This window comes from Arthrobacter crystallopoietes (genome assembly GCF_017603825.1).
GTDB classification, from domain to species: domain Bacteria; phylum Actinomycetota; class Actinomycetes; order Actinomycetales; family Micrococcaceae; genus Crystallibacter; species Crystallibacter crystallopoietes_B.
This window is the reverse complement of record NZ_CP072014.1, coordinates 933,693-958,481: the sequence shown is the minus strand read 5'-3', so window position 1 is coordinate 958,481 and position 24,789 is coordinate 933,693. Positions and strand designations below refer to the sequence as shown.

Annotated in this window: 25 protein-coding genes and 2 tRNA genes; 11 read left to right on the top strand and 16 right to left on the bottom strand. The window is 62.6% G+C overall.

The genetic code is table 11. The features are described 5' to 3' along the window. Positions 1–129: 129 nt before the first annotated feature. From J5251_RS04415 to J5251_RS04400, 4 genes are all read right to left on the bottom strand, one after another. Entirely contained in the window at positions 130–672 is a 543-nt protein-coding gene (locus J5251_RS04415) for a YceI family protein (RefSeq protein WP_208575321.1), read from the bottom strand. Positions 673–803: 131 nt separating this feature from the next. Continuing rightward, positions 804–1,601, bottom strand: coding sequence for an enoyl-CoA hydratase/isomerase family protein (locus J5251_RS04410; RefSeq protein ID WP_139006398.1), 798 nt, complete (start codon positions 1,599–1,601; stop codon positions 804–806). A 27-nt stretch (positions 1,602–1,628) separates the two neighbouring features. Next, entirely contained in the window at positions 1,629–2,417 is a 789-nt protein-coding gene (locus J5251_RS04405) for an inositol monophosphatase family protein (RefSeq protein WP_139006397.1), read from the bottom strand. A 52-nt stretch (positions 2,418–2,469) separates the two neighbouring features. Continuing rightward, positions 2,470–3,270 carry a LysR family substrate-binding domain-containing protein gene (locus tag J5251_RS04400; protein ID WP_208575320.1) on the bottom strand — a complete coding sequence of 267 codons (801 nt, stop codon included), beginning with the start codon at positions 3,268–3,270 and terminating at the stop codon, positions 2,470–2,472. A gap of 125 nt (positions 3,271–3,395) precedes the next feature. On the opposite strand from J5251_RS04400, the gene J5251_RS04395 reads away from it, so the two are divergent. Beyond that, positions 3,396–3,791, top strand: a complete 396-nt coding sequence (locus J5251_RS04395; protein ID WP_208575319.1) for a DUF5997 family protein — start codon at positions 3,396–3,398, stop codon at positions 3,789–3,791. A gap of 66 nt (positions 3,792–3,857) precedes the next feature. On the opposite strand, the gene J5251_RS04390 is transcribed toward J5251_RS04395, so the two are convergent. Further along, positions 3,858–4,238: a VOC family protein gene (locus tag J5251_RS04390; RefSeq protein WP_208575318.1), complete on the bottom strand. Its 381-nt coding sequence runs from the start codon at positions 4,236–4,238 to the stop codon at positions 3,858–3,860. Between the two features lie 112 nt (positions 4,239–4,350). Further along, a tRNA-Leu gene (locus J5251_RS04385) sits at positions 4,351–4,433 on the bottom strand. Between the two features lie 425 nt (positions 4,434–4,858). On the opposite strand from J5251_RS04385, the gene J5251_RS04380 reads away from it, so the two are divergent. Genes J5251_RS04380 through pknB form a run of 7 tightly spaced genes read left to right on the top strand, consistent with a single transcriptional unit; the run spans position 4,859 to position 14,479 of the window. Continuing rightward, positions 4,859–5,599 carry an FhaA domain-containing protein gene (locus J5251_RS04380; RefSeq protein WP_208575317.1) on the top strand — a complete coding sequence of 247 codons (741 nt, stop codon included), beginning with the start codon at positions 4,859–4,861 and terminating at the stop codon, positions 5,597–5,599. Further along, entirely contained in the window at positions 5,599–6,081 is a 483-nt protein-coding gene (locus tag J5251_RS04375) for an FHA domain-containing protein FhaB/FipA (protein ID WP_139006392.1), read from the top strand. Before J5251_RS04380 ends, J5251_RS04375 begins: the two co-directional genes overlap by 1 nt. 2 nt (positions 6,082–6,083) lie before the next feature. Beyond that, positions 6,084–7,724 (top strand): PP2C family protein-serine/threonine phosphatase, encoded by a 1,641-nt coding sequence (locus J5251_RS04370; RefSeq protein ID WP_208575316.1) that lies wholly within the window; start codon positions 6,084–6,086, stop codon positions 7,722–7,724. Next, on the top strand, positions 7,717–9,153 hold the full coding sequence (locus tag J5251_RS04365) for an FtsW/RodA/SpoVE family cell cycle protein (RefSeq protein WP_208575315.1): 1,437 nt from the start codon (positions 7,717–7,719) through the stop codon (positions 9,151–9,153). Before J5251_RS04370 ends, J5251_RS04365 begins: the two co-directional genes overlap by 8 nt. Next, the gene (locus J5251_RS04360) at positions 9,150–10,598 is read left to right on the top strand and encodes a peptidoglycan D,D-transpeptidase FtsI family protein (RefSeq protein WP_139006389.1); all 1,449 of its coding nucleotides are present in this window, start codon (positions 9,150–9,152) and stop codon (positions 10,596–10,598) included. The genes J5251_RS04365 and J5251_RS04360 overlap by 4 nt, the downstream gene beginning before the upstream one ends. Continuing rightward, a complete protein-coding gene (locus J5251_RS04355) occupies positions 10,595–12,409 on the top strand; it encodes a protein kinase domain-containing protein (protein WP_208575314.1) in 1,815 nt (604 codons plus the stop codon). Before J5251_RS04360 ends, J5251_RS04355 begins: the two co-directional genes overlap by 4 nt. Positions 12,410–12,436: 27 nt before the next feature. Then, positions 12,437–14,479 carry a Stk1 family PASTA domain-containing Ser/Thr kinase gene (gene pknB, locus J5251_RS04350; protein WP_208575313.1) on the top strand — a complete coding sequence of 681 codons (2,043 nt, stop codon included), beginning with the start codon at positions 12,437–12,439 and terminating at the stop codon, positions 14,477–14,479. A gap of 18 nt (positions 14,480–14,497) precedes the next feature. On the opposite strand, the gene J5251_RS04345 is transcribed toward pknB, so the two are convergent. Genes J5251_RS04345 through J5251_RS04335 form a run of 3 tightly spaced genes read right to left on the bottom strand, consistent with a single transcriptional unit; the run spans position 14,498 to position 16,067 of the window. Further along, positions 14,498–15,142 (bottom strand): aminodeoxychorismate/anthranilate synthase component II, encoded by a 645-nt coding sequence (locus J5251_RS04345; protein WP_139006386.1) that lies wholly within the window; start codon positions 15,140–15,142, stop codon positions 14,498–14,500. Positions 15,143–15,144: 2 nt separating this feature from the next. Beyond that, positions 15,145–15,309 (bottom strand): hypothetical protein, encoded by a 165-nt coding sequence (locus tag J5251_RS04340; protein ID WP_208575312.1) that lies wholly within the window; start codon positions 15,307–15,309, stop codon positions 15,145–15,147. A gap of 2 nt (positions 15,310–15,311) precedes the next feature. Continuing rightward, positions 15,312–16,067, bottom strand: a complete 756-nt coding sequence (locus J5251_RS04335; RefSeq protein WP_244250790.1) for a class E sortase — start codon at positions 16,065–16,067, stop codon at positions 15,312–15,314. A gap of 276 nt (positions 16,068–16,343) precedes the next feature. On the opposite strand from J5251_RS04335, the gene J5251_RS04330 reads away from it, so the two are divergent. Beyond that, the gene (locus tag J5251_RS04330) at positions 16,344–16,595 is read left to right on the top strand and encodes a cell division protein CrgA (protein WP_074703149.1); all 252 of its coding nucleotides are present in this window, start codon (positions 16,344–16,346) and stop codon (positions 16,593–16,595) included. Positions 16,596–16,668: 73 nt separating this feature from the next. Here J5251_RS04330 and J5251_RS04325 read toward each other — a convergent pair whose 3' ends face one another. The 4 genes from J5251_RS04325 to J5251_RS04310 all read right to left on the bottom strand — a co-directional run bounded on the left by J5251_RS04325 (position 16,669) and on the right by J5251_RS04310 (position 21,490). After that, positions 16,669–17,850: an NAD(P)-dependent malic enzyme gene (locus tag J5251_RS04325; protein ID WP_244250789.1), complete on the bottom strand. Its 1,182-nt coding sequence runs from the start codon at positions 17,848–17,850 to the stop codon at positions 16,669–16,671. Between the two features lie 367 nt (positions 17,851–18,217). Continuing rightward, on the bottom strand, positions 18,218–19,090 hold the full coding sequence (locus J5251_RS04320) for an alpha/beta fold hydrolase (protein WP_279633608.1): 873 nt from the start codon (positions 19,088–19,090) through the stop codon (positions 18,218–18,220). A 906-nt stretch (positions 19,091–19,996) separates the two neighbouring features. Next, a complete protein-coding gene (locus tag J5251_RS04315; RefSeq protein ID WP_346764137.1) occupies positions 19,997–20,656 on the bottom strand; it encodes a rhomboid family intramembrane serine protease in 660 nt (219 codons plus the stop codon). A gap of 291 nt (positions 20,657–20,947) precedes the next feature. Then, positions 20,948–21,490, bottom strand: coding sequence for a peptidylprolyl isomerase (locus J5251_RS04310; protein WP_139006382.1), 543 nt, complete (start codon positions 21,488–21,490; stop codon positions 20,948–20,950). A gap of 153 nt (positions 21,491–21,643) precedes the next feature. Between J5251_RS04310 and J5251_RS04305 the strand changes: the two genes are divergently transcribed. Next, the gene (locus tag J5251_RS04305) at positions 21,644–22,600 is read left to right on the top strand and encodes a hypothetical protein (protein WP_208575308.1); all 957 of its coding nucleotides are present in this window, start codon (positions 21,644–21,646) and stop codon (positions 22,598–22,600) included. Between the two features lie 96 nt (positions 22,601–22,696). After that, positions 22,697–23,536: a glycosyltransferase gene (locus J5251_RS04300; RefSeq protein ID WP_208575307.1), complete on the top strand. Its 840-nt coding sequence runs from the start codon at positions 22,697–22,699 to the stop codon at positions 23,534–23,536. Here the strand turns inward: J5251_RS04300 and J5251_RS04295 are convergent, their stop codons facing one another. The 3 genes from J5251_RS04295 to J5251_RS20265 form a co-directional block, all read right to left on the bottom strand. Continuing rightward, complete coding sequence (locus tag J5251_RS04295; RefSeq protein ID WP_208575306.1) at positions 23,537–24,454, bottom strand: DMT family transporter; 918 nt, start codon at positions 24,452–24,454, stop codon at positions 23,537–23,539. 104 nt (positions 24,455–24,558) lie between these two features. Beyond that, a tRNA-Ala gene (locus J5251_RS04290) sits at positions 24,559–24,631 on the bottom strand. A 39-nt stretch (positions 24,632–24,670) separates the two neighbouring features. Beyond that, positions 24,671–24,787 carry a DLW-39 family protein gene (locus tag J5251_RS20265; RefSeq protein ID WP_240793188.1) on the bottom strand — a complete coding sequence of 39 codons (117 nt, stop codon included), beginning with the start codon at positions 24,785–24,787 and terminating at the stop codon, positions 24,671–24,673. Positions 24,788–24,789: the final 2 nt, after the last annotated feature.

The window sequence follows — 24,789 nt, the reverse complement described above, 5'->3', positions numbered from 1 at the left end:
GTACCGGCAACGAAGCAGTAAGACTACTGGGAGGATGTTCCCGTCCTGCCACAAAAACGAACGCCCGCCCCCGGATTGGGAGCGGGCGTTCGCCTCATGGGGCCGGCACGGCCGGCTGGTGCTATCGGATCAGTTAGCCGGCAGCACAAACGCGGCGTCGACCGTGATGGTGACCTTGTCGCCCACCAGCACGCCGCCGGCTTCGAGGGCGGCGTTCCAGGTGATGCCGAATTCCTTGCGGGAAATCTGCGTGGTGGCGGAGAAGCCGGCGCGGGTGGAGCCGAACGGATCCACGGCCATGCCGCCGAACTCGACGTCGAACGTAACCGGCTTGGTGGTGTCCTTGATGGTCAGCTCGCCGCCCAGCTTGAACTCCTCCGAGCTGCCCTGGACCTGGTTGGCCTTGAAGGTCATGTGCGGGAACTGCTCCACGTCGAAGAAGTCGGCGCTCTTGACGTGGCCGTCGCGGTTGTCATCGTTCGAGTCGAAGGACGCCGTCTTGACCGTGGCCTCCACCGACGATGTAGCCAGGGAATCGCCAACCACCAGCGTGGCGTCGGCCTCGGTGAACTGGCCGCGCACCTTGCTGATGCCCGCGTGGCGGACCACGAAGCCGATCTCGGTGTGGGAAATATCCAAGTTCCAGGTTCCGGGGGTGAGTTCAAGGGCCATGATGGTGCCTCCTAGGCGTAGATGCTGGGATGCCTCCCAGGGATAATCATGCATTTGCATCTAGTATGCCTCTTATTAGTTGATGTGTCAACCAATTAGGGAGACGGCCCGTTTACGGAGAGCTGCTCCGCCTACTTTCCCGTGAATTCCGGCTTCTCCTTGGCCAGGAAAGCTTTGGTTCCGATCCGGGCGTCCTCGGTGGCAAAGGCCGCCCCGAACGCCTTCCGTTCAACCAACAGCCCCTCGGCTGTCGGCAGACCTGCGGCAGCATCCACGGTGCGTTTGGCGTTGGCGACGGCGGCCGGAGACTTTCCGGCGATCTCGCGGCAGGTGGCCGCGGCGGCGTCGAGCATATCGTCCTTGCTGTCGAACACCGCGTTGACCAATCCGATCCGGTAGGCCTCCTCCGCTCCGATGGTCCGCCCGGTGTAGATCAGCTCCTTGGCACGGGCCAGTCCCACCAGGTGAGGCAGGCGCACGGTGGCGCCGAAGCCGGGGATCAGGCCCAGGTTCACTTCGGGTTGGCCGAACTTGGCATTGGTCGTGGCGTAAATGAAGTCGCAGCCCATGGCCAGCTCCAGTCCGCCGCCGAGGGCGAAACCATTCACGCACGCCATCACGGGAATCGCCAGTTCTTCAAGGGAACGTGTCAGTTGTTGCATGCTGGCGCTGTAGTCCCGGGCTTGAGCAGGGGTCATGTCGGCCATCTGCCGGATATCCGCACCTGCCGCGAAGGCCTTCTCGCCCGACCCCGTGATCAGGATGCTGCGCACTTCGGCCCCTTCGGGCGACTGCACATCCGCCACGAACTGCGTCAGGTCGGCCACCACCTGCGTGCTCAGCGCATTGAGCGCCTCGGGCCGGTTGATCACCACGGTGGCCAGCTCGCCGAGGCATTCCAGCTGGATGGTTTCGTACGTCTTCTCCATGGACTTTCCCTTCCGGATCCTTTCGGGCTAAGCCCGGCTCTGCAACAGCGCGACGGCGTCCGCCACCTGCGCTTTTCCGCCAGCGACATACCAGCGGTAACCATTTAATTGCACGACGGCGGTGTCCCCGCCTGCCGCTTCCACGAGGGCTTTGCCCGGGAGCCAGTCCCATTCCGGCAGGCCCTGCTGGAACCAGACGCCGAAGATGCCGGCCGAAGTTGCCGCCAGCTCACAGGACGCCGACCCCCAGGTACGGTACGTTGCCGCTCCCAGCACGGCTGCCATGTACGGCTCCGCCGCGGCAGGATCGCGGAGGTAGGTGTGGTGGAGGTACGCGGACGCGCAGCTCTGGTCCAACGGTGTACTCGTGGCTTCCCCGGTCCGAACGCCGTTGCGGGTGGTCGGCAGGCCGTCCCCGCCGATCCACAGCGCGTCCTCGGCGGGATGGTAGATGGCACCTAGCAGGCCGCCGTCGTCGTTCTTGAGGGCGATGGCCGCACACCAGTAGGTGCCTCCGGTAAAGAAGTTGTAGGTCCCGTCCACCGGGTCAATCACCCAGGTGCGGCCGGAAGTGCCCGTGTGGTTTGAGCCTTCCTCACCGAGGATGCTGTCCTCGGGACGGACACGGCGCAAAGTTTCCACCACCAGCTGCTCGGCCGCGTGATCCGCTGCGGTGACGACGTCGGAAATGCTCGTCTTTTCCTCGAAGGTCACCACGGCGGCGCGCATTCCTGCCGCCAGCGTGCCCGCGGAACGCACCAGCCAGGCGGCCAGCTCGGCGTCGTCAAGGTGTTCGGGGATCTCGGGTGAAGTCATAGCTCCACCCTAATGCGAAGCCAGCCGGCTTCTGCGCCCCGGCTCCAAGGAGTCAGCGGCCGCCCTTGCGCGGGCCCTTGCCCCGCGGCTTGCCGCCCTTCGCCGGGCCGCCTTTTGGCTGGCGGCCCTTGGCGAAGCCGCTCTTGCCGGAGCTGCCCTTTCCGGAGCCAGCCTTGGCCTTGCCCCCCGTTTGGCCTCCCTTTGCCTGGCCGGCCGTGCCGCCGCTTCCGCCGGCGGGCTTGCGTCCGGCTGTGGCGTCCTTTTGTCCGGCCTCCTGTTGGGCCGAGGGCTGCCGGGAGCTGTTGGCGGTGCGGCCGCGGACAATCCCGATGAATTCTTCGATGGTTTCGTTGGTCTTATCGGTAATCCATGCCACCCCGATCTGCGTTTCGGGGGCGCCCGACAGGGGCTTGTAGACCACGTCTTTGCGGTGGTGCAGCCGCGCCACGGACATCGGCAGGATCATCAGTCCGGCTCCGGAGGCCACCACTTCCACGCCGGTCTTGGCTCCGCCCATTTCAACCGGGTCCAGGAGGTTCTGGCCGTCCAGCTCGGCCAGCGGCACGTCGTCGTCGTAAAGCTCTATGTCGTGGTCTTTCGGCGCGACCACCACCGGTACCTCTGTATATAAGGGGATGACGCTCAGGCCCTCACGATCCACCGGCAAGCGCACAAAACTCAGATCCGCCCGGCCGTCCCACAGAACGGCGGTCTGCTCGGTTTCATCACAGGCGGATACGGTAAGCGGGACGTCCGGGACGCGTTCTTCCCAGCGCCGGACCCATTTCCCCGGCGTCACGCCGGGCACGATCGCGATCCTCAAGGCCGACAGCGGCGGTACTTGTGCATCCATGCGGCTCCTTCTGGCCGGCCTGTCCCGACGTTTAGTCTCTTCCGGCGCCGACCGCGCAGGCAGTCCCAGCGAGGGCCCGCACCAAGCTCTTCAACACCTTAGCCCAAGACAGTTACGCTTGAGCCATGACAAGCGCGAAATCCTCCCAGTCCATGAAACCTGCCACGGCAGCGAAGAAGCTGGGCATTTACCTCCCGGCCGCCCCGCAGGAATTCCAGGACAACCCGGTGTCGCGCGAACAGTTCAGCGAACTGCAGTCCAATCCGCCGCAGTGGCTCGAGGAACTGCGCCGCAACGGTCCGCATCCCCGCCCCGAGGTGGCCCGGAAACTCAATGTGTCCATCAGCGGCCTCGCCCGTGGCGGGGTCACCGAACCGCTAACGACGGCGGAAATCACCGAGCTGCTGCAGAACCCGCCGCAGTGGCTGGTCTCCGAACGTGCGTCGTTCGCCGCCGTCCGCGCCGAGGAACTGCGCCTCAGGGACGAGGCCAAGAAGGACGAGGCCAAAAGAGCCAAGTAGCCTGTACCGACCCCCCTCCGTCCGGCTGCCGGCGCCGCCGCGGACGGAGGGTGCGGCGGACAGCTGTCAGTCTTGGTGGAGCTGGATCAGGTTTCCGCAGGTGTCGTCGAAGACAGCCGACATAGAACCGCTGGGATCCGACTCCGGTTCGCCGGTGAACTTCACACCCTTGGCCGCGAGCCGCTCGTATTCCGCCTGCACATTGGGAACGCCGAAAACAATGGCGGCCATGCCGGCGTCGTAAACGCCCTTCATGTAGGCCTCGCCAATAGGATTGTCGCTCGGTTCCAAGAGGAGGCCGGTGCCCTGTCCCTCGTCCGGCGACTTGACGATGAATAACTGGTGCTCCGGCATCGCCATGAGTTCTTCGAAACCCAATATTTCGGTGTAGAACTTGAACGCCTCGGCGGGGTTCTGGACATGGATGCTGCACATTTTGATACGCATGCCGTGAAGACTACCCCGGCCGCAGCGTCACGGGGAAGGCACGGGAGGGCCAATACGGGGCACGGGTTAAACACATCAGCCCCGGTCCGAAGACCGGGGCTGATGTTCTGCGTGCGCGAGGGGGGATTTGAACCCCCACGCCCTTTCGGACACTGGCACCTGAAGCCAGCGCGTCTGCCGTTCCGCCACTCGCGCGCAACTTCCTTGCAGATCGTTTCCTGCAAGAACAGCGAGATCAATACTAGCCTGAAACCTGCCGAAATTCCCAATCGGCGGTTTCACCCGCCGAAAGCGGGGGGTTCCAAGGGGTGCCTCGCTGCCCGCAAGCACAGCATGTGCACCCTTGCATCTGCGGAAACACAAGGCTTCGGGCGAGGACGGCAGCGGAACATGCCTCGAGTTGAACGCGGCCGCTCGCTCTGGAACACTGCCGAAGACGGAAAAAGGGGTAGGAGTGCACAAGGTGACCTTCGCCACTGCGCGGCAACTTTCGGTGGCGGGGAAACGTTAGCGTTAAAGCCTTTTGGACCAGTCGCAAGTAGTATCGAAGTGGATAATCGTCCTACGGGCGTGCCCTCGCGGCATGCGCAGACCGCTATACCTAGGAGAGGAGGCAGCCAGTGGGCTTACTGGATAACGTTGAACGCGGCATCGAAAAGATGGTCCGCGGTGCCTTCTCGGTGGGCGGAAAAGGCCAGGTCCAGCCGGTGGAAATCGCGAGCCGCCTGCGCCGCGAGCTCGACAACCGCTCCATCACCCTGGCCCAGGGACGCACGCTTGCCCCCAATGTGTTCGAGATCCGGCTCAGCGGTTCGGATTATGCGATGGCCCAGCAATGGGGTTCCACCCTGGCAGAAGAACTGTGCGATGTGGTGATCAACCACGTGAACAGCCAGAAGTACACACTGCAAGGTGCGGTACGCGTGTCCTTCAATCATGACGACGAACTCAAGCCCGGGGATTTTGAAATCGACTCGTCAGCGGAAAAGTCCGGAGCTGCGCCGGCCTCCCAGCAGCGCAGGCCGGCCGCACCGGCGGCACCTGCCCGCCAACCCACCAGACTTCAGCCTGTCCTGGAGATCGAAGGCCAGCGCTATTCGCTGAACGCGCCCTCCATCGTTCTCGGCCGGTCATCCGAAGCGGACATCCTCATCGATGACACGGGAGTCTCCCGCAAACACCTTGAAATCCGTACGGAAGGTGGATCCGCCACTGCCGTGGATCTCGGCTCCACCAACGGCAGCTTCGTTAACGGCCAGCGCATCCATGGCCAGGAGGACCTGACTGACGGGACCGTGATTACTATGGGCCGCACCCGCATTACCTTCCGTCTGCTGCCAGCACGGGGCGGCGGCGCCTGATGGACGATCTGGTAGTAACCGCCCTGCGCTTCGGGTTCCTGATCTTGCTCTGGCTCCTCATCATCAGCATCATCTCCGCACTTCGCCGGGACCTGATGATCGGCAAAAAGGACAAGACCGGCGCCCCGACGGCGCGACAGGTGCGCAAGAACCCGGATCTGGCCGAGCAGCACGCCGCACCGCCGCGCGTTCAGGCACGCAAATTGATCGTCGTCGAAGGCCCGTTGGCGGGCAAGACGCTTGACCTCGCCGCCAGCCCGATCCTGCTGGGCAGGGCGCAGGAAGCAACGCTCGTGCTCGAAGACGATTATGCGTCCGGCCGCCATGCCAGGCTGTTCCCGCAGGGCAGCCGCTGGTTCATTGAGGATTTGGGTTCCACCAACGGAACCTACTTGGGGGACACGCAGCTCACGCGCGCCCTGCCGGTTGAGCCCGGTGCACCCATCCGGATCGGTAAGACGGTCATTGAATTGAGGCCATAGCAATGGCATTGATCCTGCGCTATGCGGCGCGGTCGGATGTAGGCAAGTCCCGTTCCAAGAATGACGATTCCGCTTACGCCGGGCACCATCTGGCAGTTGTGGCGGATGGCATGGGCGGACACGCGGGTGGCGATGTCGCTTCCGCTTCCACCGTCCTGGACCTGGTCCATCTGGACCGCAGCGACCACGAAGATCCGGCCAACGTCCTCGCCGACGAAATCCAAACCGCCAACTCCATCCTCTCGGAGCTTGTGCAGACCAGCCCGAAGCTGGCCGGCATGGGCACCACGGTCACGGCGCTGCTGCTCCACGATGACCGGCTCGAGTTCGCGCACATCGGGGACTCCCGTGCCTACCGCCTGAAGAACGGCACCTTTGAACAGGTCAGCATCGACCACACCTTCGTCCAGCGGCTGATCGATGAGGGCCGGCTGCGCCCGGAAGAGGCGGAGGTGCATCCGCACCGCAATGTGCTGATGCGGGTTCTCGGCGATGTGGACGCCAGCCCGGAACTGGATCTGGCTTCGCACCCGGCCGAGGCCGGCGAGAGGTGGCTGCTGTCCTCGGACGGCCTCGACGCCGTCGTCCCGGACCACGTCATCGAAGACGCCGTCCGCTATTCGGATTCGCTCCAGGACACGGTGGACAGACTCGTGGAGCTCACGCTCGAGGGCGGCGCCCCGGACAATGTCACCGTTGTCATGATCGAAGTAGTGGAAGCGACCGAAGAGGATCTGGCCGCCGCAGCCGTCCGGTTGAATACCCAGCCGGAGCCCGACGACGCCCTAATCGATGATGCTGCTGCCGTTCCCGCTGCCACCGCCTCCACCGGCCGCCAAAATAACGACGACGGCACGGCCGCAGCCGCGTCGGTCGCCGATGGCGCGGCGGACGCCGTAGACCTGTCCGGCAATCCGATCGGCGCGGTACGGGCCGACTTGATTCGCCGCGAACTCTCCACCCGGCCGCACGTACTGGTAGGTGCCGCTGCCCTTGCCACGGAGACCGGCCAGATCCCGATTGTCACCCAGCACTCCACCCAACGCCGCGCTGCCGCGCTGCTCACCCACAAGGCTCCATCGGCCGAAAGCCCGGCCGACGATGAACCGGAGGAATCCGTACGGCGCGGCTGGATCGTTCCCGCTTTCCTCGCCGTGATGTCCATACTCCTGGTTGCTGTCCTGTGGTTCGGCTACCTCTGGACCCAGACCCAGTATTTCGTCAGCCAGTATGAAGGCCGGGTCGCGATCTATAATGGGGTCTCGCAGAACATCGGTCCCATCCAGTTGTCCCACCTGGACACCGCCTACAACATTCGGCTGGAGAGTCTGCCCGTGTACCAGCAGCAGCGGCTGAACTCCAGCATTCCGGCACGGGATCTGGAACATGCCGAAGAAATCGTGGAAAGCCTGCGGGTCACCAGCCGCCGGAACTGTCCTGATCCCGCGCCTACGCCGACACCTTCGCCGCGCGGCGAGAGATCGACATCCTCGCCCACTCAGGCCGCGTCCCCGACGGCCTCCCCGTCGCCGGAGGCAGCGGAGTCGACGGCCACGCCTACCGCTTCCGCCGCGGGCGGGACCTCTACGCCCCAGCCGACGCCGACCATTCCCCCCGAATGCCTAGGTGGTCCCGTTGAGTGACATCACGACCGTCCCCAAGCCCCGCCGCAATGTGGAGTTGCTGCTGCTGATCCTTGCCCTCGCCGTCGGCGTCGGCGCGAACTTCCTGGTCGGACTGGACCAGGACCAGGCTCTTGACTCGGATTTCTTCGTACAGGGGTCCACGCTCATCGTCCTAGTCTTCGCAGTGCATATAGTGCTGCGCATCCGGGCAAAATATGCCGACCCGATCATACTTCCCGTCGTAACGGCCATGAATGGCCTGGGCTTGGCCATGATCCACCGGATCGACATCGCGACCGGCGACGAGGCCGCCAACCGCCAGTTGCTGTGGACGGGCATGGCCATCGGTGTCCTCATCGCCCTAATCTGGCTGCTCCGCGACCACCGCGTCCTGCGCCGCTTCACCTACATTTCGCTCATCGTCAGCGCCGTCCTGCTGATGCTTCCGCTCCTGCCCGGCATCGGCATGGAGCTCAACGGCGCGCGGATCTGGATCAACCTCGGGTTCGCCACCTTCCAACCGGGCGAAATCGCGAAGATCACGCTGGCTATATTCTTCGCCGGTTATCTATCCACGAACCGTGATCTGATCCTGCTGGCCGGCAAGAAGCTGGGACCCTTGCAGCTGCCGCGCTGGAAAGACATGGGCCCTATGGTGGTCGCCTGGCTCGTCAGCATCGGCGTCCTGATTTTCCAGCGGGATCTCGGCTCCTCCATCCTTTTCTTCGGCCTCTTCATGGCGATGATCTACATTGCCACCAGCCGGGTCAGCTGGATCCTAATCGGCCTGCTCATGATCGCGTTCGGCGGGTTTGTCGCCTTCAAGCTCTTCCCGCATGTGACCGCCCGGATCGACGGATGGCTCAATGCTTTTGACCCAGAGGTCTACAACCGCATCGGCGGCAGCCACCAGATTGTCCAAGGCCTGTTCGGTCTGGCCAGCGGCGGTTTAACCGGAACCGGACTGGGCCAGGGACGGCCGGACCTCGTCACCTTTGCCAACAGCGACATGATCATCGCCGCGATGGGTGAAGAACTCGGCCTCATTGGTTTGTCCGCCATTGTCATGCTTTATGTGCTGCTGGTCAGCCGCGGCATCCGCGCAGCCCTCGGCACCCGTGATTCCTTCGGCAAGCTGCTCGGCACAGGCCTGTCCTTCACACTGGCGCTGCAGTGCTTTGTCGTCATCGGCGGCGTCACCCGCTTGATCCCGCTGACCGGCCTGACCACACCCTTTATGGCAGCCGGTGGCTCTTCCCTGCTCGCCAACTGGTTGATCATCGCGCTGTTGCTGCTGATTTCCGACGCCGCCCGGCGGCCCGCCATGACCGGTCCGATCAGCAGCGCCCGGCCACCGCAACGGGGCCTGGCACGCATCAAGGCCCTGGGCAGCAAGCCCGCCAAGAACCAGGACCCGCACCGCACCGTGGAGGTGAAGAAGCCATGAACCAGGCCATCAGAAATACGTGGGTAGTCGCGATCGCCATGTTCGCGTTGCTCTTCGGCTCCCTAACCGTGGTGCAGTTCTTTGAGGCCGACGACCTCAATGCCAATGACTGGAACAGCCGCACGCTGTACAAGAACTTCGATAAGAACCGCGGCGCCATTCTGGTCGGCGGAGATCCCATTGTGGAGTCGGTCCCGTCTGATGACGAGTTCGAGTACCAGCGCGTCTACAACGAACCCGAGCTCTATGCGCCCATTACCGGGTTCTATTCGCTGGTCTATAGCGCCACGCAAATGGAAGCAGCGATGAACGAGGAGCTGTCGGGCAACAGCAACGACTTCTTCTATGACCGGATTCTGCAACTGTTCTCGGGGTCCCAGGTCGAAGGAGCTTCGGTGGAACTGACGCTGGATCCGGAGCTTCAGCAGATGGCCTTCGACATGATCCCCGACGGAATGAAGGGTTCCATCGTGGTGATGGAACCGGATACGGGAAATGTCCTCGCCATGGCCTCCAAGCCCAGCTTCGACCCCAACCTATTGGCCGGTCATGGTACCGACGAGGTCACGTCGAACATGGCCGAGCTGGAGGAAGTCGCGGGTCTCTCGCCGTTCACCAATCCGGCCACGCAGAGCCTCCTGGCACCAGGGTCCGTCTTCAAGCTGGTCGACACCGCAGCCGCCCTGGAGTCCGGCGAATACGACGCGGACAGTGAGCTGGACAACCCGGCCGAGCTGCCACTGCCCGGAACCAACGTCTCACTGCCCAACTTCGTCAACGGAGGCTGCGCGGCCCGCACCACCGTTGATTTCTCCTTCGCTCTGGAACAGTCCTGCAACACGCCCTTCGCGCAAATCGCCATGGACCTCGGCGAGGACGCCATTGCCGAACAAGCCCAGAAGTTCGGCTTCGGCGAGGCCTACAAGATTCCGATTCCCGTCACCGCCAGCCAGTTCCCCACCGGCATGAGCGACGATCTGCTGGCGCAGGCCGCGATCGGCCAGTACGACGTCCGCGTGACCCCGCTCCAGGTAGCCATGATGAGCAGCGCAATTGCCAACGACGGCGTCCTCATGAAGCCGAATCTTGTGCGCACAGTCCGCGCTCCCGACCTGCGGGTGCTCGACAGCCCGGAGCCCGAGGAGCTGCAGCGTTCCCTGTCCGCGGAGAACGCGGAGCTCATCCAACAGTGGATGGTCAACGCCGTGGACCGCGGCATTGCCAACGGGGCTGCCATCCCCGGCGTCGAGGTTGCCGGTAAAACCGGAACCGCCGAGCTGATGGCCGGCAGCGAGGGCAATAACTCCTGGTTCACCGGATTCGCTCCCGCCGATGACCCGGAAGCAGTCGTCAGCATCGTCATTGAAGACGTGAATCTGGCTACCGGCTCCCAACTGACTAGTCCGAACGCTCAGAAACTCCTAGAGGCGGTGTTAAATAAGTGAGGCCTACATCGGGTATCACCTTAGGCGGCAGATACCAGCTCACCGAACGTATCGCCATTGGCGGCATGGGTGAAGTCTGGAAGGCACAGGACAAGGTCCTTGGCCGTATCGTCGCCATCAAAATCCTCAAAGAGGAGTACACCGGTGACCCGGGCTTCCTGAACCGCTTCCGCGCCGAGGCACGCCACACAGCACTGTTGAACCACGTGGGCATCGCCAACGTATTCGATTACGGCGAAGAGGAGGGCTCCGCTTATCTGGTCATGGAGCTCGTTCCCGGCCAGCCGCTGTCCACGATCATCGAGCGCGAACGCGTGCTCTCGCCGGACCGTACCCTGTCGCTGATCGCGCAGACGGCGAGGGCCCTCGCCGTCGCGCATGCCCAAGGCCTGGTGCACCGCGACATCAAGCCCGGAAACCTGCTGATCACACCGGACCGCCGGGTCAAAATCACGGACTTCGGCATCGCCCGCCTCGCCGACCAGGTTCCGCTGACGGCTACCGGCCAGGTCATGGGTACGGCACAGTACCTTGCTCCTGAACAGGCCACCGGCCAGACCGCCACCGGCCAGAGCGACATCTATTCGCTGGGCGTGATCGGCTACGAATGCCTCTCCGGCTCGCGCCCGTTCTCCGGTGAGTCCCAGATCGCCATTGCCCTGGCCCAGGTCAATGACACGCCGCCGCCACTGCAGGAAAACCTGCCGCGCCCGATCCGCGCGCTGCTGATGTCCATGCTGGCCAAGGATCCCGCCGACCGACCCGCCACGGCCGAGAAACTTGCCGAGGCAGCCGAAGCCATCCGCGCCGGCAATATCCGCGCGGCCGAGGCCGCTGTTCCCGGCATGCTCCTTTTCGACGGCGGCGATGCGGCCACCAGCGCCGTTACCGCCCCGGTCCCGGCTGCAGGCACGGCTCCCACGCGGGCCGTCGACGCCGGCACCTCCCAGCTTCCTGCCGTCGGTGGTGCTGCGGCGGGCGCTGCTGCCGGCGGTGCAGCAGGTGCTGCCGCGGCTGGTGGCGTAGGCGCCGAGCGCGCCTGGACCGAAACTGATATTGACGACGACGGCGAAGTGCCGCCCAGGGAGGCCCGTAAGCGGCGCAGTCCCTGGACCTGGCCGCTGATCGGATTGATCGCGCTGATCCTCTTCGCAGTCCTCGGCGCCTGGCTGGTCCCCCTGCTCACCGGACCAGATGATGAGGCCACTCCGCCTCCGGCTGCGACGTCGTCGACAACTAGCCGGTCAGCTACCGCCGCCACTACGGAAGCCACCGAGACAACGCCGGCCCAGACCCAAGACGCTCCGACAAACACGCCGGATGAACCCTCGACGCCGGAAACCGTCCAGCTCGTTGCGTCGAGTTTCCAGGGCCGACCCTTCGACGAGGTCCGTGCACAGCTTGAGAACGACGGCTTCGGCGTCGTCGGCGATCCGGTGCAAAGCGATTTCGCGGAGGGCCTCGTGACCGATATCAGCCCGTCCGGCTCGGTGGAACCAGGTGCGACCATCACGGTGAGTTATTCCGAGGGACCCGGCACCGTCGATATCCCCGGCGGACTCTCAGGCCAGCCGGAGCAGCAGGTGCGCGAGTCCCTGCTGCAGCTCGGCCTGAATCCTCAGAACGGAGGCGAGGAGCCGAACGACGCTCCCGCAGGCACCGTCATCAGCGTAGACCCGCCGTCGGGCACTGCCGTCCCGGAAGGCTCCACTGTCACCTACATCGTTTCTTCCGGTCCCGAACAAACCCAGGAGCCGGAAGAAACAGAAACGCTCACGCTGCCGACAACCGCCCCGGACGGGGAGGGATAAGCGTTGTGAACAGTTGCGGATTGGAACATGGAAGGTAAGTACCCAGTGGAAGCGTCCCAGGTCCTGAACGGACGTTACGAGGTAGGTGAGCTCATTGGCCGTGGAGGCATGGCCGATGTGCACCTCGGCCGTGACGTCCGCTTGGGACGCACTGTGGCGATCAAACAGTTGCGTCCTGATCTGGCCCGCGACCCCTCGTTCCAGTCGCGTTTCCGCCGGGAAGCGCAGGCCGTCGCCGGACTTAACCATCCGGCTATCGTGGCGGTGTACGACACGGGCGAGCAGGAGCTCCCCGGTTCGGCCGCCCATGATGTCAAAGCACCCTTCATCGTTATGGAGTACGTCCGCGGCCGCACCCTCAGGGATCTGATCCGGTCCGGCGAACTCACAATCGAAAAGTCGATCGATTATGCTCTGGGTGTGTTGGCAGCTCTGCAATACAGCCACCGCTCCGGGATAGTGCACCGGGATATCAAACCCGCCAACGTCATGGTGACACCGGACGACCATGTGAAGGTCATGGACTTCGGCATCGCGCGTGCCCTCGCGGATTCCGCCGCGACGATGACCCAGACCCAAGCCGTCCTCGGTACCGCGCAGTACCTCTCGCCGGAGCAGGCACGCGGCGAAACGGTCGATGCCCGCAGTGACCTGTATTCTGCGGCCTGCCTGTTGTATGAAATGCTGGCCAGCCGACCTCCGTTCATCGGGGACAGCCCGGTTTCCGTGGCCTACCAGCATGTCAGGGAACTCCCGGAACCGCCCAGCAGCTTCAACCGGGACGTCACTCCCGCCTTGGATTCCGTGTTGGCACGCGCACTGCAGAAAGACAAAACAGACCGTTTCCAGGACGCCGCCTCCTTCAGCGCGGCCCTCCAAGGCGCCCGAGAAGGCATTACGGTCGCTGCCGATGAGGCCCGGACCGAAGCGATGCCCGCGCAGAGCGCTCCGACTGCTGCCTTCACAGCCGCTCCTTTCCCCGTTCCGGTAGGGACACCGGGCAGTAACGGCCCCAGCACACCCGAAGCCGGGGAATCTCCCGACGAGCAGTACGAAACCGATGGACTGGACCAGACAGGCCCCATTAACGCGTCGCCGCACACGGCCGCCATCCCGCTGGCGCTGCAGGTCGGCAACGAATCCGAAGAAGTCGATCCGGGCCGCCGTAACCGACGACGCGCCTGGACAACTGTGCTGGTGATCGCGCTGGTACTCCTGCTGGCAGGCGGCGGTTTTTACCTCTTCAACACCCTGCGCAACGCCCAACCCGACATGGTCCCTGTACCTCAGGTGGCGGGAATGGAACAGACCGAGGCTTCCAACACCATCTATGGTCAAGGACTCGTGCCGCGGATCGAGCCCCAGTTCAGCGATGAAGTGGCCGAGGGCGAAGTCATCAGCACCGATCCGGAGGGCGGCACGGCTGCCCTCCCGGACAGCGAAGTCATCGTTTATGTCTCGCAGGGCAAAGAGTTCGCCACTATTCCCGAGGACTTCAGCGGCCGAACGGAGGGCGAAGTCCGGGACAAACTCCGCCAGCTCGGTCTTGTCCCGGGTGAGAACGTCTCGGCCAACAGCGCCGTAATCCCAAGCGGGAATGTCATTGCTACGGATCCCAAGGCCGGCGAAAAGGTCCGCACCGGTTCCACGGTGGACCTGGTTATTTCAAATGGCCTGGTGACCGTCCCGGCACTCCTCGACAAGACGGAGGAGGAGGCCATCAGCCTGCTCCAGGATGACCCCGCCGTCGCCCTGCCCTACCGGGTGGAGCAGGTGGAAAACGAGGTTGTCGAACCCGGCACCGTGACCGCGCAGAGCCACGAAGCCGGCAGCAACGTCCCGCAGGGCACCCAGATTGTCATTACGGTCGCAGTCGCGCCGGAGCCAGCTCCCGAACCGACGGAGCCAGAGCCGACGGATCCGCCGACGGAATCGAATGACAACAACGGCAACAACGACGACGACCGCGGCCGGGGGAATAACGACAGCGGCCGGGACGACAACGACCACGGCGGCCGCGACGATAGTAACAGTCGCGCTGAGGACGGCTCGGACCTCCCGTTCCTCTAGGAGGCACTCGGGTAGCGGCTACTTGGTGATCAGCGGGCTCAGGGTGGCTGCGCGCTCCGCTGCGCCTTCCATGCCCAGCGACTCCAGCCAGTTGCCCAGCATGAGGTAGCCGCCCTCGGTCAGAACGGACTCGGGGTGGAACTGGACGCCCCACAGCGGGGCTTCGCGGTGCGCCAGGCCCATGATGACCCCGCCCTCGGTTTCGGCGGTGATCTCGAGCTGCGCGGGAATGGTTTCCCGGACCGCAGCCAGCGAATGGTAGCGCGTAGCGGTGAAAGGGCTAGGGACGCCTGCAAAGACATTCTGGCCGCGGTGCAGCACCTGGGACGTCTTGCCGTGCATCAGCTCCGCAGCATGGGTCACCACGCCGCCGTAAGCCTCGGCCAGCGCCTGATGGCCCAGGCAGACGCCGAGCATCGGTTTGCTGTTCTCGCCGCACCAGCGGATCAGCTCCACGCACACACCCGCCTCGGCAGGGTTGCCGGGCCCGGGGGAGACCAGCACACCGTCCCGGGCTCCGGCTAGCTCGATTGCTTCGGGCAGTGTCACGTCGTCGTTCCGGACAACGGTCGTCTCGGCTCCAAGCTGCTGCAGGTAGCCCACTAGGGTGTAGACAAAGCTGTCGTAGTTATCGACAACCAGGATGCGGGGAATGGTGGTCATGATTATTCGATCGTGCCAATCGTGGAATCGGTGAGCGGGTTGAATTGCGAAAGCCAGGGGAAGACAAACTGCAAAAGCAGCAGGACTGCCCCGGCAATCAACAGGATGGATACAATGATCCGCACGCAGAGCGGACCGGGCAAATGACGGAAAATCCAGCCGTACATAATCAGCTCCCGTTTCCTGCCGGAGCGGCGGCATACTCGGCCACGCGCTCGGCGATCTCAGCCGGCGGTCCCTCGGACATGGGCTGCCAGCTCTCCATCACGGCGTAGGCAATGATGCGTTCCGTGGCCCCGAACCGCGGGTTGCACGCAGTCATAGTCAGGTACCGTTCCGTCGGCTCAGCCTCGGGCTTGGTGGGCACCGGCGCAATGACGTCCACGCGGTCCGGCATCACAATATGGTTGTTGCGGAAGGTGTACGTGTAGTAGCCGTCCTTGGTCTGCACATAGATCTTGTCGCCGGGGACCAGGGTGTGGATCAGGTCCAGCACCTGCCCGTGGGTCTGCCGGTGTCCGGCAACCGCGAAGTTTCCTACCTCGCCCGGCATCTGGGTACCCGGGTAATGGCCAAGGCCCAGCGAGTCCAGCACATCAACGCCGACGCCGCTGGTTACCGGCCGGGCATGGTCCTCGCCGAAGCGCGGCACATAGACGACGGCGAACGTCTCGCCGTATTCGGGCTTGTCCAGAACCGGCGGCTCGGCGTCGTCGTTGTCTTCTTCCGCGCTATTCGCTTCCGGACTGGCAGACGGGGCAGCAGCGGCAGGCAGCTCGAATTCCTCGAAGAGCGAGGTGAGGGCCTCTTCCTGCTTCTGGTTGGACTCGATATTGGTCCACCACAATTCCCAGCCGACAAACAGCAGGGCCACCAGACCCAAGATGATCAGCAGCTCGCCGATCACTTGAACGACAATCTGCACCGGGGACCTGCGCCCGCTGGCCTTTCGCCGTCGCCGGCCCGGCACAGCAGAATCCACAGCGTCCGCCACGGCACCTCCAGATTGGTGTTGCGGCCGCGCACTCCCAGTAGGAGCGGCGTGGTCACAACCGCAGAACAGTATTAGTAGACTAAACAGCTAGAACATGCTGATTAAAGGTCTCTCAAGCAGAATACCTTCTATAGTCGGCAGAGAATGTCCGTGACTGATGACAACCGCCGGTTTCCGCTGATGCTCGAGACCGGTGAAGGAGGACCTATGCCAGAGTCGAAGCCCCGCAAAAGAAGCGAACGCAGGCCGCAGACGACGGCGGCGCCCGAGTACAAGCCGAACCCGGTGTGGTTCAAGCCGGTGATGTTCGGCCTGATGATCATCGGCCTGCTGTGGATCATCGTTTTCTACATCACCGAAGCGCAGTGGCCGATCGCCGCGGCCGGCTCCTGGAACATCATGATCGGATTCGGTATCGCCATCGCAGGCTTCCTGATGACCACCAAGTGGCGTTCTTAAAGCCTTTCCAGACCGCGGGTTAAAAGCAGCGGCCGCCGGAGAAAGTTCCGGCGGCCGCTGCTTTTTTAGTTTGTTACGCCTTGCTCGCCTCGGCGACGGCGCTCACCGCAGCAGTGACGGCGGGGGCTACCCGCGGATCCAGCGGGCTGGGGACGATGTAGTCGGCGCTGAGATCGCTGGCAGCAATGTCGGCGATGGCCTGGGCGGCGGCTACCTTCATCTCCGGGGTGATCTTCTTGGCACCGGAGTCCAGGGCACCGCGGAAGATGCCGGGGAAGGCCAACACGTTGTTAATCTGGTTCGGGAAGTCGCTGCGCCCGGTGGCCACTACCTTGGCGTACCGGCTTGCGATCTCGGGGTGCACCTCCGGGTCCGGGTTTGATAGCGCGAAGACAATCGCGTCCTCGGACATCCCGGCGAGCTGCTCTTCCGGAATTGTTCCGGCCGAAACTCCGACGAACACGTCGGCGCCGTTCAGCGCCTCGGCGCTGCCACCGGTGGTTCCGCGCGGATTGGTGCGCTCGGCGTAGGTAGCCTTGATCCCGGTGAGGTCCTGCCGGTCGGAATGGATGATGCCCTTGGAATCGAGAATGGTCACGTCGGAGATGCCGGCCGTCAGAAGGATCTCGGCCACGGCGATGCCGGCCGCGCCGGCTCCCGAAATGACAACCTTCAGGGACGAGAGCTCGCGCTGGACGAACTTGGCCGCGTTGGTGAGGGCTGCCAGAACAACGACGGCCGTGCCGTGCTGGTCATCGTGCATCACCGGCATGTCCAGGGCTTCGATGAGGCGCTCCTCGATCTCGAAGCAGCGGGGTGCGGAAATGTCCTCGAGGTTGACGGCGCCGAAGCTCGAACGCAGCCGGACAACGGTTTCGACGATTTCATCGACATCGGTGGATTCGATGACCAGCGGAATGGAGTCCAGGCCGGCGAACTTCTTGAACAGTGCCGCCTTGCCTTCCATCACCGGCAGGGACGCGCTGGCGCCGATGTTGCCGAGCCCGAGGACGGCAGTGCCGTCGCTGACAACTGCGACGAGACGGGAAGCCCAGGTGTACTTTTGGGCCAGTTCCGGCTCGGCGTGGATGGCACGGCTGACCTGTGCCACACCTGGGGTGTAGGCGATGGAGAGATCGCGCTTGTCATTGAGCGGTGCCGTCAAGCCGATAGCGAGCTTGCCACCCTCATGAGCAGCGAAAATCTCTTCGGTTGTCAGTTCGATCGGCGTCGAGTTCACGGTTTCAGCAGTCACTTGTATGTCCTTTTCTGAGCATCCGGCGGTCCGGAAGAACGCATGGTGGTCGGGCATCACAGCACATGCATACAGGAGGCGGATCCTCTACCGGCGGGCCGTCGGGCTGTGCGCGGCGACGCCGGTGGCGGTATTACACGGCAAATCTTGCTCAACGTCGCCTGGCCTGTCGGCGACCGTCTTAGTTTCGGCTGGTCGAGCCGACACTGGTTTCATTACGTTACCGGATAGCGCACCGCAGCAGCTGGCATGTTTCCCCAAAATTTTTGAATATTTCGCCGTTTGCGGCCCAGCCGCTAGTGTTACGCGCCATCTCGGCTGTCGTCCCTGCCAAGTTCCACTTCCGTTTCTGTCCGTCTCTAGGGGCTCACGGATCATGAAGGAATTCCCCGACCAGGGCGGCAAAGTATTGCGGTTGGTCGAGTGTGGCCATATGCCCGGCATCCGGGATGGTTTCCAGTCTTCCTCCGGATGCCGCAGCGGCAGCCTGCATTTCTCCAGCGCCCACCAGTTCATCGTTCTGGCCGACTAGCCACAGCGTTGGCACGTCCAGATCTCCCATGCGGGGCAGGAAATCAAGACGCATCCTGCATGGCCCGTAGGCGCCGAGCTGCCAGTCGTCGAGGACTCTCTCCCTGTGCCTGTACTTTGCGCTGGCTTCGGCGGTTGCCAGGCGGAGAAAGGTGTCAAAACCAGGGGTGTCGGCGCCCGCCGTGAGAGCGGCGGAAAGCGACCTTCTAACGGCCCCAGGCTTACGGGCAAAATATCCAGCGGCTGTGGTCAGGACAAAGGGTATGTTGATTACCAGCCACGTGCCAAGCTGCGCGCGGCGGCGTGCCCCGATGCCGCCCGGAGCCGCCAGAACCAGGCGGGTGACAGTGCCTGGATTATTTAGTGCGTAGCCGATCGAGACTCCCGCTCCCATCGAGGTCCCCACAATGGCAATCCGCTGCAGCCCCAGGTAGTCAAGCAATTCGGATATGAGCTGCTCACACAGCTTCTGGGTGATCGGTTGCTGCCATGGTCGGCTACCGCCGTGCTTCGGCAGGTCAATCGCATAAACGCGGTGTTCTTTAGCCAGTTCCGGAGCGACAAAGCGCCAGGACAACTCGGCACTGTCCAGCATCGCTCCGTGCAGCAGCAATGCCGGTGGCGCCCCGGGCTCACCGCTGACGTGGAGCTGTATTGGTCCGCCCGCGAGCGTGAGAGCCGTCGAGCCAGCGAATGCACTGCCTGTCACCCGATGAGTCTCGCATGCGGGGGAGGCCTGAGTAATGCGGAACGATTTTCGAAAAGTACCAAAATTTGTAGTTTGCACAAGTTGTGCACGGAGTTATCCACAGGCGTGTATAACTTTGGGGGAAACTTTGCTCTGGTACCTTCCTAGTTGCCGCCGTTGAGCCACTGCGACCTCGCAGCTTCCTCTTAATCACAGAGGTGTAAGTTATCCACCCTGTGCATAACTCCTGTGGATAACCACTGTGAAGATGTGAAAATGGAATCCGCGCTGGGGCGTGCCAGCGGCCAAATGCGGATCGCTTGCGGACGCCCCTAATGGACTTACAGTCAGGCCTGCGCTTCCAGATCCTGTGGTTGACGGCTGCGGACCCTTGGTGAGTCCAGGACAGCGAAAGCGCGGGGAACGAACCATATCGTTCTGCCGACACTTGGTAGTTGTGCGGTTCTAACCGCGTGAGGAGACCGAGCGGCATTCTGACGCGAGCAGACCTCCGAAACATTCGCCAGCGAAAAGTTATCCACAGTTTCCACATGCCGTGGGGATACTCGTTCGATCATACGTTCTACTCTGGGTTTCACACCTCCACACGACTTATCCACAGAGGTTATGCACAACGGGGATAACTTACACACATGTAATTCCACACCTGTGGATACTGCCACGACAGTGATCGCAGAATTTAAGCGATCTTGGGAGACGAAGTTATGCACGGCTGTGGAAAACTCTGTGCACAACTGTGAACAACTTGGCCAGTGCTCCGAAGGTGGATCTGCTCCCTTCCGCCGCGCATTTTGCCGCGGTATTTCCACAGGTCCGGGGCACGATTCTGAAAACCGCAAATGCGGGTTAAAAGCGAAAGGCCGGCACTGCCGCGGTTGCAGCAGTACCGGCCGGAGGTTGTACGGATTATTGGGGCAACGAGACCAGCGACGACCCTATCCACGTGAGGACGACCAGCAATACCGCAATGCCAGCAAGACCGGCCCATTGCAACCGCTGCTGGTTCCCGCCTGGAGGAACGAAGGCAATGGCAGCAGCAGCCAGCGCACCGGTGACCATGCCGCCGATGTGTGCCTGCCAAGAGATGCCAGGGAAGAAGCTGATGGCAATATTAATGCCGATCAGCACCAGGATGCCGCGGACGTCCTGTTTGCGCTGCAATTGGACGATCAACAGGGTTGTGAAAAGACCGAAGACGCCGCCGGAGGCGCCCACGACACCTTGGTTTATTTCGCCGAGCAGGAGCACAGCGACCGATCCGCCCCAGATCGATAGAAGGTACAGCGCCACGAACTTCAGACGTCCCAGTAACGGTTCAAGGTGTTGGCCGAAGATCCAGAGCGCATACATGTTAAACGCGATGTGCAGGAGGAGACCCGTTGAATGCAGGAAGCCGGCTGTGATCATCCGCCACGGTTCGAAGGGCAGTCCCGGGATCTGCGCAGTGTAAAGAGGAGCATAAACAAGGTTCGCCTGAATGACGCCGGGCAACACCCACTGCAGAATATAGATAGCAACGCAAAGCGCGATGATGGTTAGCGTTACCACCGGCTTACCCGTTGTCACCGCTCCTCCATATACCGTGCGCTGGGGCGGGAGGTTACGCGCCTGTTCCTTGACGCAGTCCACACACTGGATGCCTACCGCAGCCGTCCGCTGGCACTCGGGGCAAGTCGGCCGACCGCAACGCTGGCACCGGACATAGGAGATCCGGTCCGGATGGCGCGGACAGACTGGAACTTCGGATTGCGGCTGTTGCGCCGGCATCCCATAGGACATGAGGGGCGTCTCCTGGAGGAAAGCTGGTTAAGAAAAACGTCCCCGCCCGGACTCGGCCGGACGGGGATGATTGGGGTCTTAGAGCTGCTCTACCGTGATGTTGTTGATGACAACGTCTTCCAGCGGCTTGTCCCGCATGTCCGTAGCCACAGCGTTCAGCTTGTCCACAACCGAACGCGAGGCCTCATCGGTCACGTCACCGAAGATGGTGTGCTTGCCTTGCAGCCAAGTGGTGGGCGCCGTCGTGATGAAGAACTGCGAACCGTTCGTTCCGCGGCCACCCTGGGTGCCAGCATTGGCCATTGCCAGCTTGTAGGGCTCCCTGAAGTCCAGATCAGGGTTGATCTCGTCGTCGAACTGGTAGCCCGGGCCGCCTACGCCCTGTCCGAGCGGATCTCCGCCCTGCAGCATGAAGTCCTTGATGATGCGGTGGAAGATGACGCCGTCGTAAAGCGGGGCGTTCGTTTCTTCGCCGGTCGCCGGGTGCTTCCAGGTGATGTCGCCAGTGGCCAGACCGATGAAATTCTTGACCGTCTTCGGGGCATGGTTGCCGAAGAGGTTGACCACGATGTCGCCGTGGTTGGTGTGAATGGTTGCTTTAGCTGTAGGAATAGCAGTCATAGAGCCATTCTTCCACGCGCCCGCAAGGAAATTGCCAGCTTCGCCCGGTTCCGCGTTCAGTGAAAATGCCTGTTATTCAGGGACCGGCATAGCACCTTGTCGCCGGCACGAAGTAGTCTGAGTGTGGACCGTCACCATCTCCGGGAGGTAGTAGTGAAGAAAACCGAACGTATAGATCTAGAGGGCACAGTTGCCAAGGGTGTTGGAAATGCCCGGGACTGGGCCACTCCGCGGGTAGAGACGGCCTTGAACTGGGCTGTGCCGCGTATCGAAAAGGGCATCGGGACCGCTTCACCCAGGATTCAGGAGGGCATTCAACGCGCCGCTCATGACCTGTCGCAGGGCATAGCAACAGTGACTCCGAAAATTCAGGAAGAGCTGGACAAGATTGCCCCGAGGATTTCCCAGATTGTCGACGACGCAACCCCCCGGTTGCAGGGCACTCTGGACAAGGCATCCCCTGCCATCACCCATGCACGGGACAAGGTTGTCGGCGTTTACATACCGACTCTGTCCGAGCGTGTGGGCAGCGCAGGGGAGAACCTCTCGCGCTCCCTCGACAAGTCTGCTCCGGTAAAGGTCGAAGTGTCGAAGAAAGTCATGCGCAAGGCACAGAAGGCGGCTGCGGCATCCGCAAAGGAAGCAGCTAAGGAACTGAAGAAGCAGCAGAAGTCCGGCAAGGGCAAGGGCTGGCTCATTGTAGGCGTTATCGGCGCAGCAGCAGCGGCCGGTGTCGCCGCATGGCGTGCCTCCCGTCCCGTTGAGGATCCTTGGAAGACTCCGGTAACTCCAACTCCTACTCCGGTTCCCAACACTTCGGCCGCTCCGACTGCGTCGACCGCCGAAGCCGCAGACACCGGCAAGCAAGCTGCCGCAGCTGCTTCTGCAACGTCAGCTGGCAAAACAGCCGACGCCACAGGGAGCCTTTCCGGTACGGCAAAGCACGCTGCCCCGGCGGCAACAGCAGACACGGACACAGCAGCCGATGCCTCGGCAGCCAAGACGACCTCCACCGCGGAGGGCGCAGCACGGGTCGCCAATTCAGCGGCGAACAATGCAACTGACAAGCCCGGAACGGCTTCGGATGCAGCGAAGGACAGCAACAAGTAAAGCATCTTCCACAGATGGTCAATGAGGTCCCTGCTTCGGCGGGGACCTCATTTTTTCCTCCGGATCAATCCATACTGATGCTGATAGATTCAGTCCATGCAGACAGCGAAGCCGAGCGTTTCGATTGTAGTTCCCGCCTTCAACGAAGAGTCGGTAATTCGACAGTGTCTTTTCGCGGCCATATCCCAGTCGGAACCTCCTGCCGAAATCATCGTTGTGGACAACAAATCCACCGATCGGACAGTGGAGCTCGTGCGGCAGATGCAGGACGAATATCCGGACGCGCCTCTCGTGCTGCTGTCCCAGGACCAGGCACAAGGCCTTATCCCGACCCGTAACTTCGGCCTGGACCGTGCCACCGGAGAAGTGTTGGGGCGGATCGATGCCGACTCCATCCTGGAACCGGACTGGGTGGAACACCTTCAGAATGCCTTTCTGGATCCTGAAGTCATGGCCGCCACCGGCCCGGTGCTCTACTACGACATGCCGTTGCGCCGCTTCGGCCTCCAGGCCGACGACCGGATGCGCAGGTTTGTGCTGAAGCTGGCGAAAAAGCAGTACCACTTTCTCTTCGGCTCCAACATGGCCATCCGCAGGGGAGCTTGGGAGATCATCCGCAATGACGTCTGCCTCGACGAAGAAGACGAGATGCATGAGGATATCGATATCTCCGTTCACCTTGCCGAGCATGCACTGCGCATCCTTTACCTTCCCGAAATGATCAGCGGGATGTCCGCGCGCCGGCTGGAGGATTCGCCCAAGGACTACCGGTATTACGTGACGCGGTTCGACCGGACGTATAAGAACCACAAGATCAAACGCCGCGTGCTGAGGGTTCCCACGTTGATCTTCATGAGTGTCTACTATCCGGCAAAAATCCTGCGCAGGGTCCATCAGGCCCGAACGAAACAGATCGTCCCGCGCGGCGGAATCTGATCACTCCGGCGGTGGTGCCGAAGGTCGGAGGGAAGAGGCCGAGCCTCGTCTCAAGCGGCCGTGAGCGGATCGGTTCTGGAACAAAACAACGACGGCAAGTCCCGCCATGATGAGGGCCAGGCCGAGGTATGCACCCCAGGGCAGCGCCTCCTGCAGGAACACGGCTGCCAAAATGGCTGCGCCAGGAATCTCCAGCAGGATGATCATGGAGACCACCAGCGGACTCAAGGTTGCGAGCAAGTAATTAAAGACAGTGTGCCCCATCAGCTGCGCAACAGCTGTCACGGCCAGAATGCCAATCCACGCTACCGGCGGGAACGCTACAAGGGACTGCCCGGACACGAGGCACATGAGCAGCAGAACACCCGAACAGGTCCCGTAGCACAGAGTCGTGTAGGTTCCGGTTGAGAGGGTCCTGCGCACTTTGCTGCCGGCGATCGTATAGATGCCAGCCATGGCCCCGCCAATGACCGCAAGTATGTCTCCCGTGATGGCCTCGGCGGAAAGCTTCAGATCGAATCCCGAAATCACGACGACGCCGCCAAGGGCCAGCCCCAGGCCTACCAGTACCTGCGAAGCGGTGCGGATGCCCCGCAACACGTTGAAAACAGCAATCCAGGCCGACTGAAGACATACCAAGGCAGTCGCAGCAGCAACGGAGGTCAACTGCAGTGCCGTGATGAAACAGGCGAAATGGAGGGCCAGCGCAAGCCCGGCAATGGCACACCACTTCACGTCCGACGTCGTTAGCCGGCTGAATTCCTGCCGCCGCGTAAGGCCAGCGGGCACACCCATGACTACGCCGCCGAGGAAATTGCGCCAAAACGCAATAGCCAGCGCAGGTGCGGCCGTGGCAGCCATGATGGGGCCCGAAGCGGCGACACCAAGGACACCCAGCGCAGCGAGGAAGAAAGTCACGTCCTCACCGTAAGGTGTTCAAGCGGCAAAATCCCAGTTGTCCTTCTACAAGGGCGCCCATGCAAAAGATCCCGGTCCTGTTGGACCGGGATCTTTTTATTCGGTGGAGGCAAGGGGACTCGAACCCCTAACCCCCTGCTTGCAAAGCAGGTGCGCTACCAATTGCGCCATGCCCCCGAAAGGAACCTCACCAGTATAACCTAGCGGGCTTCGGAGCTAATCAACCTTGTCGGTCGACTTGCTCCAAGCGGATTTCTCCGCCTCGGATTCCTGCCACTTCTTGTAGACGACCGCACCTGCGAGTGCAGCTGCCAGAACCAGCAACTTCTTCACAG

Bases quoted from the DNA above. Each gene is read 5' to 3' on its own strand.
- J5251_RS04405 (WP_139006397.1), bottom strand. From the start codon at position 2,417: ATGACTTCACCCGAGATCCCCGAACACCTTGACGACGCCGAGCTGGCC.
- J5251_RS04390 (WP_208575318.1), bottom strand. From the start codon at position 4,238: ATGCGTATCAAAATGTGCAGCATCCATGTCCAGAACCCCGCCGAGGCG.
- J5251_RS04395 (WP_208575319.1), top strand. From the start codon at position 3,396: ATGACAAGCGCGAAATCCTCCCAGTCCATGAAACCTGCCACGGCAGCG.
- J5251_RS04410 (WP_139006398.1), bottom strand. From the start codon at position 1,601: ATGGAGAAGACGTACGAAACCATCCAGCTGGAATGCCTCGGCGAGCTG.
- J5251_RS04310 (WP_139006382.1), bottom strand. From the start codon at position 21,490: ATGACTGCTATTCCTACAGCTAAAGCAACCATTCACACCAACCACGGC.
- J5251_RS04375 (WP_139006392.1), top strand. From the start codon at position 5,599: ATGGACGATCTGGTAGTAACCGCCCTGCGCTTCGGGTTCCTGATCTTG.
- J5251_RS04360 (WP_139006389.1), top strand. From the start codon at position 9,150: ATGAACCAGGCCATCAGAAATACGTGGGTAGTCGCGATCGCCATGTTC.
- J5251_RS04400 (WP_208575320.1), bottom strand. From the start codon at position 3,270: ATGGATGCACAAGTACCGCCGCTGTCGGCCTTGAGGATCGCGATCGTG.
- J5251_RS04345 (WP_139006386.1), bottom strand. From the start codon at position 15,142: ATGACCACCATTCCCCGCATCCTGGTTGTCGATAACTACGACAGCTTT.
- J5251_RS04340 (WP_208575312.1), bottom strand. From the start codon at position 15,309: ATGTACGGCTGGATTTTCCGTCATTTGCCCGGTCCGCTCTGCGTGCGG.
- J5251_RS04415 (WP_208575321.1), bottom strand. From the start codon at position 672: ATGGCCCTTGAACTCACCCCCGGAACCTGGAACTTGGATATTTCCCAC.
- J5251_RS04330 (WP_074703149.1), top strand. From the start codon at position 16,344: ATGCCAGAGTCGAAGCCCCGCAAAAGAAGCGAACGCAGGCCGCAGACG.
- pknB (WP_208575313.1), top strand. From the start codon at position 12,437: ATGGAAGGTAAGTACCCAGTGGAAGCGTCCCAGGTCCTGAACGGACGT.
- J5251_RS04370 (WP_208575316.1), top strand. From the start codon at position 6,084: ATGGCATTGATCCTGCGCTATGCGGCGCGGTCGGATGTAGGCAAGTCC.
- J5251_RS04300 (WP_208575307.1), top strand. From the start codon at position 22,697: ATGCAGACAGCGAAGCCGAGCGTTTCGATTGTAGTTCCCGCCTTCAAC.